This is a genomic window from Pseudopedobacter beijingensis (assembly GCF_042678145.1).
Classification (GTDB): Bacteria; Bacteroidota; Bacteroidia; order Sphingobacteriales; family Sphingobacteriaceae; genus Pseudopedobacter; species Pseudopedobacter beijingensis.
On record NZ_JBHUDG010000012.1, the window covers coordinates 160,916 to 177,003 of the forward strand.

The following is a 16,088-nucleotide window of genomic DNA, read 5'->3' on the forward strand; positions in this document are numbered from 1 at the left end:
ATAATGAAAAAACATATTATAACATTCTGTGGTCTTTTTACTCTTTTGGTTATGTCAAACGGATGTACCAAGGGGTTTAAAGACATTAATAAGAATCCTAATACAAGCGAATCCGTAACTCCTGATGCTTTGTTGGCACCTGCAATTAAGGCTGTGGTAAGTGCAAATATGAACAGAAGCCAAAGAATTACCAACGAGTTTATGCAGGTTACTGTAAATATGGGAGATAGTGACAGCAAGCTGTTCAGGTATGAAGTAAGAAGATCGGAGGCTGACTACTTATATAATAATTGGTTTCTGCAGTTAGCTAATTTTAGAGATGTATATAAGGGTGGAGAGGGTACGCTGGATAAAGGCTATATGGGAGTTGCATTAATATGCCAAGCGTGGGTTTTTTCTATGTTGACGGATGCTTATGGCGATGTTCCGTATTTTGAAGCAGCAAAGGGTAACGAAGGAATATTTGAGCCTAAATTTGATAGACAGGAAGAAATATACAGGGATATTTTTATGAAACTGGAAGAGGCTAACTCTTTATTAAAGACTGTGAATACAGGAACGATAAAAGCTACCAGTGACCCTATATATGGCGGATCTATTGCTAAATGGCGTAAGTTTGGAAACTCCTTGTACTTAAGGCTATTGCTAAGAGTATCCCATAAACAGGAGCTGAACACACCTGCAAAGATTACAGAGATTGTTGATACAAAATCAGGAGACTATCCGATAATTGCGAATAATGCCGAATCGGCAATTCTAAGGTGGACTGGTGTAGCACCCTATGTTTCTCCTTTTGCCACATGGAGGCCAGCAGACTGGAGTACCCCAAAGATAGCCAGTTTTTTTGTAGATAATTTGAATGATTGGGGAGATCCGAGGGTAGAAAAATGGGTAACTAAAAGCCAGGGAGAATATGCGGGAATCCCTAGTGGATACCCTATTGGACAGGCTCCAGAAGGACGATCTGCTATGCCCTTAACTTTAACCTCGGAACCATTATTGGGGAATATTCTTAATTTTTCAGAGCTACAGTTTATTCTGGCTGAAGCTGCCGTTAGAGGATGGGTAACTAAAAATCCCGCTAAGACCTATTATGAAAACGGGATTATCAACGGTATAACACTTTGGGGATATGCGGCGCCAACCCAAACTTATCTAGAGACAGGAAGTCTTGCTTGGGATGAAGGCTTTACACCCAATCAAAAGATAGAGTTGATTCTTACTCAAAAATACTATTCATTATATTTTACTGATATGCAAAGTTGGTTTGAGTATAGAAGGACAGGATATCCCAACTTGCCTAAAGGTCTAGGTTTGGGTAATGGAGGTGAAATGCCAGCGAGGTTGAATTATCCAGTATACCTGCAATCTACCAACAGTGCTAATTACAAACTTGCTATTGATGCGCAGGGGCCTGATGAAATCAGTACAAAAGTATGGTGGCAGAAATAAGCTCTAAACTTAAAATAGAATAATGATGAAAAATATTATAATATACTGCACACTGTTTTTTATGACGTTGTTATGGACAGCGTGTGAGAAAAAAACTGATGCAGATGGGATATTGAGCCCAATAACCAATGTAGATAATGTACGTAAGCTTTATAAGGGACAAGATGTGCAATTAAATACTACAGTACTGGAGGGAGCTGAAAAAATTGTTGGTCTTGTTGTTTCGGATCATCAACATGGAAATATTCCTTCTGGATTTGTTGTGATGCAAAGTGCCAGAAGTCCGAAAATCAGAGGGATTAACCTGGATTTAGGGAATGATGCTTTAAGCTTTATACCAGGTGATTCTATCGTTGTCAATATTAATGGAGCAGTATTGAGTAAACAGAATGGGACTTTGGTGATAAAAGGGTTGTCTAGAGATAAAGTAGAAAAAGTGTCTTCTGGAAATACACCTCTTGTTCAAACAGTTTCTGTTGATGGGGTTAACAAAACCCCGGGGGCGTATGAAAGTACGCTGGTACAGATATATGGTTGTACATTTAATAGGATTTTTGGAGAACCTTTCAGTGGGGATAAAGAATTTCATGATGGAGGAGTTACTACTTTATATCTTCATACAGAACAGGGAGCAGACTTTGCTTCCGAGAATTTACCCAAAAGAGCAGTAACCTCAGGGATAGTGTTTATTGATGATCAGGCGCAGGCAAAATTATGGCCCAGAGCGTTTGATGAAATTACAAATACCGGGGTAGATGTAGATCCTAATATACCTTTGGGCAAGTCTCCAATTATAATAACAGGCTTCTTATCTGACCCTACAGGAAGTGATGCAAACTATGAGTATATTCAGTTAATGGCTACACAAGATATAGATTTTGAAGTAACGCCATTCTCATTAGTGACCACTAATAATGCGGGAACAGCTACCCCATTAGGCTTTCCGACAAATGGATGGGCAACAGGAGATTTGAGAACATATAAGTTTAACCTATCTTCTGGAACCGTAGCGAAAGGACATTTCTTTTATGTGGGTGGTTATAAGAAAATTTGGGGATCAAACTCCGCAGATATTAGTGCAGCAAACTGGATTGTTAGCTATATGTATGCTGATTTGGATGGTGCTGATTTTGGAACAGCTACAGCGAATCTTTTAGCTAACTCTGGAAATCCGGGAGGGATAGCTATATTTAAAGGCACAACCGTTAACGATACTTCTGAACCGGTGGATGTGATATTTTATGGGGGGGCTAATGGGTCGATATTTAGTCCTGGACCTCCTAAATTAGGTTATAGAATAACTAACACAGATAGCTACTTGCTAAAACATGCCACAACAAATGCAGATCAGAATTTTTTTAGAGAAGGAACGAATACATTTATTTTTGCTTTCCCTGCTACTAGTAACTTTGCAAAGTTAGGGGGTGTTTACAATCCTTCTACAGAAAAATGGACTACTAAGAGGGTTCTTACGAATAAAGTAATAGGTAATAACTCTACGATTACTGATCTTGAGTCTGATCCGGGTATGACTAAACTGGAATAAAGATTAAATAAAAGCCCCCTGATTATTATACTTAATAGAAATGTGGGGGCTTTTATTATATAAACAGAAAGCGAACCAATTTTTACAATAAAATAAATCATGAAAAGAAATTCATTGCTTTTAGCCATAATTATTATGGCAGGCTATGCTAATGCCCAAATAATTATAAGTGGTATAGCTAACGATGTAAAAGGGGCAGATGCAAATTATGAATATATACAACTGTTAGCAACGGAAGATATAGATTTTGCGAAAACATCGTATGCTTTGGTTACTTGTACCAATGCAGGTACCGCAATGCCTAATCCCGGTGAACCGCCTGTTGCGGGGTGGGCTACCGGAGGAGGAAGGACCTATAAATTTGACTTAAATGCCGGAAATGTGAAAGCAGGTGAGTTTTTTTATGTGGGAGGAAGTAATAAGAGAATTAACGGAGCAAAATCTACCAGTATCAAAGATGCAAAATGGATAAGAACCATTGATTATAAAAATAATAATGGAGATGGTTTTGGCGAAGCTACGGGTGGTCTTTTACCAAACAGCGGAAATGCAGGTGGGGTAGCTTTATTTGTGGGTACAGCTGTTGAAGAATCTTCGGTACCCATGGATGTTGTTTTCTTTGGAGGAAAAGGAAGGGCAACCATTCTAAATCAGTCTTTGGGAAAAGGATACAGGGTTGCAGATAATGATCATTATAGTTCCAATTCAGGGACTCAGCCTTTTTTCTTTCAAGGTAAGAATACATATGTTATTTCTTATATAAACCCTGCCGAACAAGGAGCTTTTATAATATTAGGGGGAGAATATGATACTAAAAATAAGGTTTGGAAGAAAAAAAGAACAGCCAACTATTTTGTAATGTCTGATAATACAACATTGGATGAAATCGAAAAAAATAAAGGGGTAACTCTTTTATCAAAATAATCATAATCAACTTTTAATAAGATAAAATATGAAAAAAATTCTACTTTTTATTTCGCTATGCTTTAGTATGGGGCTGGTGGAAGCTCAGGTAAGTCCGTTAGTAGCCTGGCAATTCAGTACCCCGTCCGCTACGGGGAAAGAAGTAAATGGTTATATATCTACTTTAACAGATATTGGAGTAGAACAATCTGAATTGACACGTGGTCCTGGGTTAGTTTTTAGTCCGGCTGGATATGCGAAATCTTATTCAAGTGTTAGTAAAACATGGTCTGATTTGTACCTCCCTCTCCCTATACCCGCACCAGACCCTCTTCCCGCAACTACTAGACAGCAGGCTTATGAATTTGGCGATTATTTTCAAATAACATTCAAGGTGAAACCGGGTTATGCTGTTTCATTGTCGGCTATTGATTTAAAACTTCGTGGTACAGCAGGCGGAGCTAAAAATTATCGATGGGCATACAGTTTAAATAATAGTACATTTACAGATATTGGAACAGAAGATGTTGTATATTCTCCGGTAAGTACTGATGGAGCGGTACAAGCACCAGTTACATTAAATACAGTCTCCGAACTTCAAAACTTAACCTCTGCGGATAACGTTATTTTTAGAATATACCTTTGGGGAAACACTTCCGAAGGAGGGGCAAATGCTATAGGACGTTATAATACAGCGACAGATTTAACTCCGAGTCTTGCTATTAGAGGAGTGGTAAGCCATTCGAACATTTCAAATTTATTAGTTTGGAATTTTAACAAGGCAAAAGCAGGTGCAGCAACAGATGGTAAGGAAGCTTTTGTTAATGCTACTAGTGTAAATCCCAACCTTAATACATCCCAATTAATAAGAGGCACAGGAATAAGTATTCCTACTACAAGTTTTGGTAGCTCTATTAACGGGAGTTTTCCTAATTGGGCTACTCCCTCTACAGCTACTTTCTTAACTGCGCAAGCAAATGAAGAGTATTATGAATTTGAGGTAAGCTCTAATGAAACTGATAAATTTATATCATTATTTAATTTAAATGCTCGTGTAAGAAGAACTGGAGGAGGTGCGCCAAATTACCGTTGGATGTATAGTGTGGATGATGCCGAATTTATTGCTATTGGTTCTGATTTAAGTGTGGTGCCATCGGATCATGGTTATGCTTTACCTACTGTAGAGTTATCTGCTATATCAGCACTTAGAAACATCCCATCTTCTTCTAAGGTTAGATTCCGTGTTTATTTCTGGGGAGCAACTAGTGCTGGAGGGGTTACCGCTATGGGGGGAGTCTCTCCTTATGAAGCGACTAATAATGAATTTTACAATGGATTAGAACTGAGGGGGATGATAACGGATACTCCTCTTCCGGTGTCATTAATTTCTTTTACTGCCAAACCCCAAGGTGCTACAGTAAACCTAAACTGGAGTACGGCCTCTGAAACAGAAAACTCACATTTTGACATTACCCGTTCTGCGGATGGAAAAGTATTTGAGTTAATGGCGACTGAAAAAGGAAATGGAACCACAAAAAATGTAAGCAATTATAAATTTACAGATTTTTATCCCTTGTTGGGAGTCAATTATTATCAGTTGCGTCAGGTAGATTTCAACGGGAAATCGTCTTTATCTAAAATTGAAGCAGTTAATTTTTCTTTAGATACCAGAAAATTTTTGGCTTATACATCAGAAAATCAGGTAGGTGTTAAGTTGTCTGTGTATACGGAGACAGCAGAAAATGTAAAAGTAGTAATTAGCAATATGAAAGGCGAGGAAATTTCAAAAGACTCATTTAAACTTATAAAAGGAAATAATTCTTTTCATTTGCCAGCTCAGTTATCATCGGGAATTTATGTGGCCAGATTATTCTCGGAAAACGGTAATCTGTCTGCAAAATTTGTAAAAGAATAAATGTATAAGCAGCAAGCTAAATGGATATAACAGACTGTCTGAAAAGTTTAAAATAATGCTGCCTCAATGGTTTAAGGTGATTAATAATGATTTTTCAGACAGTTCTTCACTACTTTAAAAATTAATATAATAAAAATGAAAAGCTTAATTTATTCACTAGTATTCCTGTTCTTTTTTGTTGGTTGTAAGAAGAACTCTACTCCTGATCAAGATAAACAAGTACAGTTATACCTCCCTGGAGTATATTTTACAGATATAGAAAAAGTTGGGTATGGCCAGCCATCGCCTGTAATTATGGATAAACTTATTGAAATGGTAGATTCGGCTCCTGAGAATAGTCATTTATATCTGTCAATTTTTGGTTTTGACCATGCCGGAGTTATTAGTGCTCTTGAAAGAGCAGCTAAAAGAGGTACGATTTTACATATTATGATAGACTTCAGTGTAGATGATACCAAGAAGCAAAATCCGGGAACCATCAGTAAAATTAGGGGGGTTATTAATGCTAATTCAGAAGTAGTTGTGGTAACTAGTGATGTTAATGAGTCTTCCATAAATCATAATAAGTTTGTCCTTTTTTCAGAATTGAATACAACCGATGGAAAAGTACAAAACGTGGTTTTTCAGACCTCACATAATTTTACTGTTGATGATTCCAAAAAGGTACAGGATGCGGTTACTTTAAATGATTCAGGCTTATATGATGCATATAAAACATATTGGAATGATATAAAGACAAAGGCTGCTGCTGGGATGAAAGACTTTAATTATAGAGAATATAACGGTAATAATCTTACAGCTTTTTTCTATCCTAAAAGAAAGAATGGTGTTGTTTATGGTGATGATACCATTATTGAGATTTTGAATAGCTTAGATCCGACTACCGCTACAATTCGAGTAGGGATGTCTGATTGGGTGAAATCTAGGATTAATGTAGCTGATAAACTAAGTGATTTGCTGGATCAAGGAGCTAAAGTGGAAGTTGTGGTGAAAAATAAAATTGATGCAGAAATCCAGAATGTATTGAACTCTATGAAAAGTCGAGGGGCTTTTATCAAAATTTATAATATATCTAAGACGAATATACACTCGAAATTTATGTTGATAGAAGGGAAATATAAAGGGGAGCAATGCACTTTACTGATTACAGGAAGCCATAATTTTACTACAAATGCTTTGAGGAATAATAATGAAACGATGTTGATGATGAAAAATCAAAAAGTGCTGTATGATAAATATGTAAGCTATTATACTGAGCTAAAAAAATTACCAGGTATCTAAACCAAAGGGGCGTTTTTTATACATTTTTTGCGTAAATGAGAATATCGATTATTCATAACCATATTTAAACAATAGTTTATGAAAAAAGGGTCAGGAAAACTAAAACCCAAGAAATACTCCAGAAGAGAGTTTATTGTAGCTTCGGCCGTTACTGGTGTAAGTATAGCTGTATTAGGATGCAGTAAATCTAAAGATAATGAACCTGTCAAAGTCGAACCACCGAAAGGTAACAATAATCTTAACCTTACAAATGTTGTTATTCCTAAGAAGATAAGTGTTCAATTATCTTCTGACTTTACTATACAGGGGAAAGGATTTGCCGTTGGCGATAAAATTATATTTACTCCAATATTTGAGGGGAAGGCTGCTGTTCTTGATGTTAAATCTGTAACGGAAACAGCCTGTCTTATCAGCATACCTGCAGCCTTTTTATGGGGAAGTCATCGAGTGTCTGTTGCCCGGGCAGATAAAAACATGACATTGGGAGAGACGTTGGTAGAAATGAATGTGCCGGATAAAACCGGAATGACTGTTAAAGGGATGGTTTATGCTGCGGGAATAGGATTGGCAGGTGTTGTTGTATCGGATGGTATGGAGGTGACCAAAACCGACGAGAATGGTATCTATTATCTGCCCTCAAAAAAAACAAAAAACTTTGTTTTTATGTCAATTCCGGGTGGGTATGAAGTAGATACTTCTAATGGAATATTGCCTGTATTTTATAAAAATTTTGAATATGGAAGTAATACGGTAGAAGGAATTAGTTTTGAGCTGAAACCAGTAGAAAATGACAAACACGTAGTGCTTGCATTAGGAGATATGCACCTGGCTAACAGGAATAATGATATAAGTCAATTTCAGAATGGCTTTTTGAGGGATGCCGCACAAAGTATTACAAAGTATAGGAGCGAGGGATATAAAGTTTACGGACTTACCTTGGGAGATATGACATGGGATGCATATTGGTATGATAATAAATACGGTTTTGCTGAATATCTTAATCTGGTTAAGAATATGGGGTTGCCTATATTTCATACGATGGGGAATCATGATAATGATCCTTACGTTAATAGTGACTGGCCGGCAGAAAATGCTTTTAGAAAAAGCCTGGGACCTACTTATTACTCGTTCAATTTAGGGAAGGTGCATTATATTGTATTGGATAATATTCAATATCTGAATACGGGTGGAGCACAGGGAACCATAGGAACCAGAAACTATAATGCAGTAATAGTAGCGGAGCAAATGGCCTGGCTTAAAAAAGATCTGGCAATGATAACAGATCAGTCTACTCCTATTGTTATAGCTATGCACATTCAGTTAAATAATAGTCCTAAACCTTCAGGTGCAAGTGAAACCAGTACATTAAGGTTAAATAACGGTTCTGAGCTTCTTGCTGCATTGAACGGTTTTACGGATGTTAATCTGATTACCGGTCATACACATGTGTGTTATGCCTATGAAAACAATACCAGTATAATGGAACATAATTCCGGGGCTATTTGTGCAACATGGTGGTGGACAGGTAAGAATGGTTATGCAGGTAACCATATTTGCAAAGATGGGGCACCGGGCGGTTATGGAATCTGGAGGTTTAATGGCAGGGATTACCAATGGAATTATAAATCTATTGGGTATAAGGAAGATTACCAGTTTAGGGCTTATGATTTGAATAAAGTGCATATAACGGCGGCTAAATTTGCACCAAAATCAACCGATGCACTTTTAAAACCCTATGCGGGAGAATACGCTAATCTGAATACAAATAACGAAATATTGGTAAATGTTTGGGGTTATGATAAAAGGTGGAAAGTAGAGCTGTTTGAAAATAATTTACCGCTGACAGTCGCTAGAGTAGAGGCTTTGGATCCACTGCATATTGTGTCTTATGAAGCTTTACGGCTGAATGCGAGCGCGGAACCTACGGCAGACTTTGTTAGCGGAAAAACGGCACATTTGTTTAAAGCCAAAGCATCTAATGCTACCAATCCCATCCTGATAAAAGTAACAGATAGATTTGGGAATATTTATTCAGAAACCATGAAGAGACCTAAAGACTTTATTTTAGATATGAGCTAAAACAGGTTGGGGTACAACCTGATTAAAACCAAGTGATTAAATCTGTTAAGAACAGATTTTGAGTAATAAAATTATTTATTGATATGCAAAGAAGAAGTTTCCTGCAGTCTGTAGGAATTATGGCTGGTGGAATGGCCATCAGTTTAAAGTCTAAAGCTTTTACGAGCCTAAAACACGGGAATAGCATTTCGGGAACTGTTACCAGTAATGGGAAGCCATTAAAAAACGTAGTGATATCGGATGGTTTTGAGGTTGTAGCCACAGATGCAAAAGGAAAATATAATATACAATTAACAGAGCGTTCAGAGTTTATTGTCTTAAGTACGCCATCGGGTTATGAGTTTGAGACAGATAACGGAAACCTTGCAAAGCAATATGAAAATCTTGGGGCAAGGAATGAATATCATTTTAAACTGAAAAAACTAAAACAGGACGATACAAAACACCGTTTTATTATTTGGGCGGATCCGCAGGTTAGAACTAAGGGCGATGTTAATCAGATGCAGGAAACATCTGTGCCAGATGTGCAGGATTTGGTGAAAAGTATGGGTAAAGATGCTCTGGTTCATGGAATAACGGTTGGGGATATTGTATGGGATAATCACAAATTAATACCCGATTATACAGAAGCTGTTAAAAAAATGGGAATACCATTTTTTCAGGCGCTAGGAAATCATGATATGGATTACAGGCAAGGGGGCGACGAAACTTCTGATCGTACATTTAAGTCGAGTTATGGCCCTACTTACTATTCATTTAATAGAGGAAAAGCTCATTATGTGATATTGGATGATGTAAGGTATCTTGGAACGGAGAGAGATTACGATGGTTATATTGTACAAGAACAGCTTGATTGGTTGAGAAAGGATCTGGAGTTTGTTCCCAAAGATAATCTCTTAATCATAGGACTTCATATCCCTGTCCATAATTCAGTGAAAAATAACGAAGAATTATACAGTATTATTAAAGGGCGGAAAGTTCATATCATGTCCGGTCATACCCATTACAATAATAATTATCAGAAATATGGTGTATATGAGCATGTTCACGGAACGGTATGTGGGGCGTGGTGGACAGGTCCGGTATGTGGTGATGGAGCTCCGCGAGGCTATGGTGTTTATGAGGTAAGCGGTAATGACTTAACCTGGTACTACAAGCCTACGGGGCTAGATAAAAACGATCAATATAGCTATGATGTGCAAAATCTGACAGCACAGAAAAGGCTTATTGTAAATATCTGGAATTGGGATGAGCAATGGAAAGTAGAATGGTGGGGCAATGATAAGTTTATGGGAGTATTGGAACAAACCAAAGGATATGATCCCAATACAGTACGGCTATATAAAGGAGATAAGTTACCTTCTCCAAGGTCATGGGTAGAACCGAAACGGACAGATCACTTGTTTATGGCTCATCTTGCGCCTGAGATTTCAACCATAAAGATAAAGGTTACCGATAGGTTTGGTCAAATCTATGAAGGGGTACATACGGTATAAAATCTTATAGAGAATACCAATATTAAAATCTGTTGTTTGGATATGAAAAAGCTGGTTTCAATGCTCATGAAGCCAGCTTTTTTTATTGGTAAACTGTTTTATTTGTCCAGTTGAAGATTTCTGATTTCAGTTTTCCATGTCAATGCAGTGAAGAAAATAGAAAGGAAACACGCGGCTATCATTACAAGAAATCCGCCATCCCAACTAAAATGATCCACAACATATCCCATAGCAATATTAGCAAATAATGCGCCGCCCATATAGCCAAAAAGTCCCGTAAGGCCTGCTGCGGTACCTGCTGCCTTTTTGGGTGCAAGATCCAAAGCCTGAACGCCTATTAACATAACGGGGCCGTAAATTAAGAAACCAATAGCTACTAAAGCAGCGTTATCAATCCAAATGTTTCCAGCAGGGTTTTTCCAGTATACCATTACGGCTACAAGTACTAAAACCATATAAATGATGGTTGCAGGTGCTCTTCGGCCTTTAAATACTTTATCGCTTATCCAACCACAAACCAACGTTCCGGGAATTCCGGCATACTCGTATAAGAAATAAGCCCATCCGCTTTGTTTTACAGAAAAACCTTTAGCTTCTTCCAGGTAAGTAGGCGACCAATCCAGAATTCCATAACGAACCAGATACACAAAAGCATTTGCAAAAGCAATGTACCACAGCATTTTGTTATTGAATACGTATTTGAAAAAAATCTCTTTGGCGCTAAGCTCTTCCTCTTGCTTTTCGGAATAGTCTTTAGGATAGTCGTTTTTATACTTTTCTATGGGTGGTAATCCGCATGATTGAGGTGTGTCTCTTACCAGAATGTAGGCAATTAAAGCAAAAAATAGAGCCACCATGCCCGGGAAATAAAATTTACTATGCCAGTCGGCGAAAACCTCTACCCCAAAAATAGCAAGAGGACCTATAAGGCCACCCCCAACATTATGAGCTACATTCCATATGGACATTTTTGTTCCCCGCTCTTTTACCGAAAACCAGTGTACTACTACTCTGCCGCAAGGAGGCCATCCCATTCCCTGAAACCATCCATTGATAAATAATAAGATAAACATGGTTAGTATAGACGATGTTGCAAAAGGAACAAGTCCCATGAAAATCATTGTCAATGCAGAAAGAACAAGACCTATGGTTAGAAATTTGCGGGCATCGCTTCTGTCGGACAGGTTGCCCATTAAAAACTTGCTTAAACCATAAGCAATAGAAACACCTGAAAGTGCCCAGCCCAGATCTGCTTTGGAATAACCTTGCTCCAAAAGATCTGGCATAGCCAGAGTAAAGTTTTTACGAACAAGGTAGTAGCCTGCATATCCCAGGAAAATCCCCAGGAAAACCTGAAACCGTAGTTTTTTATAGGTACTATCTATTTTTTGTTCTTCAATCAGAGGTTTGTGCTCTGGTGGGGCTAAAAATTTAAGCGACATTGTAGTTCGTCTTTTTCAGTTTAGTTAAAGTGTTAAAATAAGTTAGGGTAATCAGATATGATTCCATCTACACCCATTTTTTTCAAGTCGTCAATTTCTTGCTTGGTATTTACAGTCCACGGAAGCACTTTAATATTTTGTTTGTGACATTCTTCAACGAGTTGTTTTGTTACTAATTTGTAATTAGGGCTGTAAATATCGGGTTTGAAGCTTAAGTTTTTTAGGTTATCTGCTAGATTACCTTTAGATACCAGATATGCGGTTTTTACATTTTTATGCTTTTTGTTGATGATCTCAAGCGTTCTGGTGTCAAAAGATTGTATGATTACCCTGTCGGCTATTTTCTTGGAATTGATAACCTTCATTAATCTTTTTACAAATTCTTCTGGTCCTGGGTGGTTGATGTTGTCCCCTTTTGCGGATATTTTAGTCTCTATATTATAATGAGGTGCAGGGTAGTTTTTTTGTTTGGCATACAATTCAACAGAATCTATCAGTTCAGATAGCAGTGGAATGTAAGCATGCATTTTTTTCTGGTCAGGAAATGCAGGATAAAGTTTAGATCCTACATCGTATTTTTTTATTTCGCTATACTTATGGTTATATAGTTTGTTGTCTCTTTGATTTTTTGCAGGTAGTGGCTGACCATTTGGGTCTAGTACAAAAGCAGCATTAAGCCAGTTGTCATGAGAAACGATTACTTTTTTGTCCTTACTAAACTGTACATCCATTTCCAGTGTTACACCTAAATCTAAAGCTTTTTTCATTGCGGGAATGGTGTTTTCAGGCATTAAGCCTCTGGCGCCTCTATGTCCTTGTAAATCTATTTTGTCTTGTGCAAAGCTATTGGTGGATAATAATGCCATGGCTGCAGCTACTGCAAATGTGAGTTTTCTTTTCATAAATTAATTTTGATTTAGGAAGTAACAAAACTTTTGTTAACACAATATTAAAAAATAAAAAGAAATAAAAAGAAACAAATGGCAATAATTTGATTGTGTGTTTGGCTTTCGATGAAAATATTGGTCATGAATGACCCTGTTTAAGAGGGAGATAAAAGGAGTTGTCGATTCGTAATAGGAGAAAAGACAATGTTATCGTGTGAAAGTATGGAATATTATTAAATCAGCAGTTAGGGGATACATCCAAGATGTAGGAAATCAAAATAGGTTTCTATTATTCAAAGCGTTGATTGGTTTGAAAATAAGCTCAGAGAGACAACGTCAAGCGGTCTTCCTGAACTTATTTGAGGATTAAAATGTTTTGTAAGCTTTAAGATTTGTTTGTTAAGTATATTTCTTGTTGAATTGGAGGGATAATACCTTTAGATTGAGCTATATCAAATAGCATATTGATTGCGTTTCTACCCTCTACACCTAGTTCTAAAGAATACTTATTCACATATAAATTAATGTGTTTGTACATAACCTCTTCTTCCATAGCTTGTGCATGTTCTTTAATAAAGCTTAAAGCCGATTTTGGGTTTTCAAACGCGTATGCCACAGACTTTGCAATAAGACGGTTGACTTTTTGTTTAATTGCCAAAGGAAGGTCTCTTTGAATAACTATACCGCCTAAAGGTATGGCACAGGTAGTTGTTTTCTCCCAGAAATCTCCCAAATCAATAACTTTAACTAAGCCTTTATCGCTGTACGTAAATCTGTTTTCGTGAATAATAAGTCCCAGATCTATTTGTTTGTTTAATAAGCCCTGCTCAATTTCAGAAAAAAGCATTTCCTGTTTATTGGTCAAATCCGGATAGGCGATACCTAATAAAAAATTAGCCGTGGTGTATTTTCCGGGTATACCTACTATAAGGTTTTCGGGATCTTTTTTTATACGCTCAATATCAAAATCTTTATGGGTAATCAGCAATGGGCCTACACCAAAACCTAAGGCACTGCCGGCATCCAGTAATTCGTATTTGTCCAGCGCATAGGCAAATGCATGGTAGCTTAACTTTGTGATATCAAGCTCGCCGTTAAAAGCTTTCTGGTTCAGGGTCTCAACATCATCAAAAAAAACTTCAAATTCCAGACCTTCCGTATCTATTTTATGATGGATAAGAGCGTCAAATATAAAAGTATCATTAGGGCAAGGCGAGAATCCAAGAGTAAGTTTCATATTCAATTTCTTTATTTTTTTAATATGGACACAGGTTGTGTTCGTTTTAAACCAATGATTTTAAAAAAACAGGTAACCAATCGTTCAGGTTTTTTACTGCCAAAGGGATGTTCCAGTTGTTCTTATTTCTTTTTTCCACATAATTAGATACAGACCTGATTTGTAAGGCAGACACTTGGGCTTCTTCACAAGCATAAAAGAAAGCTGCGCCTTCCATGCTTTCGAGTTTTGGAGTAAACATTTCAATGGTTTCTTCTATAGTTTCCTCGTTACCATGAACTTTGTTTACTGTAATAGCGCGTACCCGGGTAAGTTTGTTCTCTGTTAATTTAAAAGAACTGTTGTATCTGATCTCGCCCAATTGCATTTCTTCAAGAGTTAAGAAATCCTCATCGTCCTCGGCTCCCAGTTCAGAGAAAATGTCCTCATCAATTTCAACCAATTGACCAATCTGTAATTTTCTGGAAAAACTTCCGGCTATGCCTATATTTATCGCCAGGTCGTATTGGTTTTTGGAAAGTTCAGTACCTAACGCATAGGCCGTAGCAACCATTCCTACACCTGTTATCAGAAAACGAAGTTGATGTTTTTCAAAATCAATTGTGTCATCTGGAATTCCTTTTACAGATAATTTATTCAGAAAAGGGGCTATTTCTGAGTATGTAGCCGCCACAATAAGTATTTTCATAGAACAAATTTACATACAATGATTTAAACAGTCTATTCTCTTGTAAATGCTTTGCTTATATTTGCGCTTTATTTCATAAAAATGATTTACATAACCAGAAAAGAGCATTTTAATGCGGCACATAAGCTTTATCGTGAAGACTGGAGTAAAGAGAAAAACGAAGAAGTTTTTGGCATTTGCTCTAATGCAAATTGGCATGGGCATAATTATGACCTTTATGTAACTATTAAGGGCGAAATTAATGAAGAGACGGGATTTGTGATAGACCTAAAAGTACTGAAAGATATTATTATTGAAAATGTGGTGGATAAGTTGGACCATAAAAACATCAATTTAGATGTAGATTTTATGAAAGGGAAAATGGCCTCTACAGAAATACTTGCTGTAGAGATATGGAAACAACTGGAGCCTCATATTGTTGTAAGAGGAGCACAATTACATTGTATTAAATTATATGAAACCGTCAATAATTACGTAGAGTATTTTGGCGAATAAAACGAATAATGATGATATATTCTGATAACGATGAACATTTTGAAGTAAACGGATACGCAAAGATTGACAGGTATAACGATAGTAAAACTTCAGAAATTGCTTCGAACTATAAAGAGATCCTGCGTCAGATAGGAGAAGATCCTGAGAGAGAAGGATTGTTAAAAACTCCTGAGCGTTACGCAAAAGCATTGCAGTTTCTAACACATGGTTATGATTTGGATGCGGCGGAAATATTGAGGTCGGCAATGTTCAAAGAAGAATATAGCCAAATGGTTATCGTTAAAGATATAGAGGTATATTCGTTATGCGAACATCATGTTATACCTTTTTTTGGAAAGGCTCATATAGCTTATATTCCGGATGGACACATTGTTGGTTTGAGTAAAATTCCAAGAATAGTAGATGTATTTGCCAGAAGACTTCAGGTACAGGAACGTTTGACTAACGAGATAAGAGACTGTATACAAGCCACGTTAAAACCAGCTGGTGTTGCTGTGGTAATGGAGTGTAAGCACATGTGTATGAGTATGAGAGGGATACAGAAACAAAACTCGGTAACTACAACTTCTGCTTTTACCGGAGAATTTGTTAATGAACCAACCAGATCGGAATTTTTGAGATTAATTTCTGCCGATTTGTATAAGTAAGATAATAGATTGTAATTATA

General features: G+C 37.1%; 13 protein-coding genes. 9 read left to right on the plus strand and 4 right to left on the minus strand.

Translation table 11 applies throughout. The features are described 5' to 3' along the window. The first annotated feature begins 3 nt into the window (after positions 1-3). The 7 genes from ACFSAH_RS08490 (at position 4) to ACFSAH_RS08520 (ending at position 10,672) form a co-directional block, all read left to right on the plus strand. A complete protein-coding gene (locus tag ACFSAH_RS08490; protein ID WP_379662291.1) occupies positions 4-1,452 on the plus strand; it encodes a SusD/RagB family nutrient-binding outer membrane lipoprotein in 1,449 nt (482 codons plus the stop codon). Positions 1,453-1,474: 22 nt separating this feature from the next. Beyond that, positions 1,475-2,998, plus strand: a complete 1,524-nt coding sequence (locus tag ACFSAH_RS08495) for a DUF5689 domain-containing protein (protein WP_379662292.1) — start codon at positions 1,475-1,477, stop codon at positions 2,996-2,998. Between the two features lie 99 nt (positions 2,999-3,097). Continuing rightward, positions 3,098-3,922 (plus strand): hypothetical protein, encoded by an 825-nt coding sequence (locus tag ACFSAH_RS08500; RefSeq protein WP_379662293.1) that lies wholly within the window; start codon positions 3,098-3,100, stop codon positions 3,920-3,922. Positions 3,923-3,950: 28 nt separating this feature from the next. Then, entirely contained in the window at positions 3,951-5,816 is a 1,866-nt protein-coding gene (locus tag ACFSAH_RS08505) for a T9SS type A sorting domain-containing protein (protein ID WP_379662294.1), read from the plus strand. A gap of 135 nt (positions 5,817-5,951) precedes the next feature. Continuing rightward, entirely contained in the window at positions 5,952-7,097 is a 1,146-nt protein-coding gene (locus ACFSAH_RS08510) for a phospholipase D-like domain-containing protein (protein WP_379662295.1), read from the plus strand. 78 nt (positions 7,098-7,175) lie between these two features. Beyond that, the gene (locus ACFSAH_RS08515; protein WP_379662296.1) at positions 7,176-9,176 is read left to right on the plus strand and encodes a calcineurin-like phosphoesterase C-terminal domain-containing protein; all 2,001 of its coding nucleotides are present in this window, start codon (positions 7,176-7,178) and stop codon (positions 9,174-9,176) included. Between the two features lie 83 nt (positions 9,177-9,259). Then, positions 9,260-10,672, plus strand: a complete 1,413-nt coding sequence (locus tag ACFSAH_RS08520; RefSeq protein WP_379662297.1) for a calcineurin-like phosphoesterase C-terminal domain-containing protein — start codon at positions 9,260-9,262, stop codon at positions 10,670-10,672. Positions 10,673-10,770: 98 nt separating this feature from the next. Here ACFSAH_RS08520 and glpT read toward each other — a convergent pair whose 3' ends face one another. The 4 genes from glpT to mqnB all read right to left on the minus strand — a co-directional run bounded on the left by glpT (position 10,771) and on the right by mqnB (position 14,926). Next, positions 10,771-12,114 (minus strand): glycerol-3-phosphate transporter, encoded by a 1,344-nt coding sequence (gene glpT, locus ACFSAH_RS08525; RefSeq protein WP_379662298.1) that lies wholly within the window; start codon positions 12,112-12,114, stop codon positions 10,771-10,773. Between the two features lie 32 nt (positions 12,115-12,146). After that, positions 12,147-13,016, minus strand: coding sequence for a glycerophosphodiester phosphodiesterase (locus ACFSAH_RS08530; protein ID WP_379662299.1), 870 nt, complete (start codon positions 13,014-13,016; stop codon positions 12,147-12,149). Positions 13,017-13,386: 370 nt separating this feature from the next. Next, entirely contained in the window at positions 13,387-14,238 is an 852-nt protein-coding gene (locus tag ACFSAH_RS08535) for a menaquinone biosynthesis family protein (RefSeq protein ID WP_379662300.1), read from the minus strand. A 46-nt stretch (positions 14,239-14,284) separates the two neighbouring features. Further along, positions 14,285-14,926 carry a futalosine hydrolase gene (mqnB, locus tag ACFSAH_RS08540; protein ID WP_379662301.1) on the minus strand — a complete coding sequence of 214 codons (642 nt, stop codon included), beginning with the start codon at positions 14,924-14,926 and terminating at the stop codon, positions 14,285-14,287. Positions 14,927-15,007: 81 nt separating this feature from the next. Between mqnB and ACFSAH_RS08545 the strand changes: the two genes are divergently transcribed. Further along, on the plus strand, positions 15,008-15,421 hold the full coding sequence (locus ACFSAH_RS08545) for a 6-pyruvoyl trahydropterin synthase family protein (RefSeq protein WP_379662302.1): 414 nt from the start codon (positions 15,008-15,010) through the stop codon (positions 15,419-15,421). 11 nt (positions 15,422-15,432) lie between these two features. Further along, positions 15,433-16,068, plus strand: coding sequence for a GTP cyclohydrolase I FolE (gene folE, locus ACFSAH_RS08550; RefSeq protein WP_379662364.1), 636 nt, complete (start codon positions 15,433-15,435; stop codon positions 16,066-16,068). Positions 16,069-16,088: the final 20 nt, after the last annotated feature.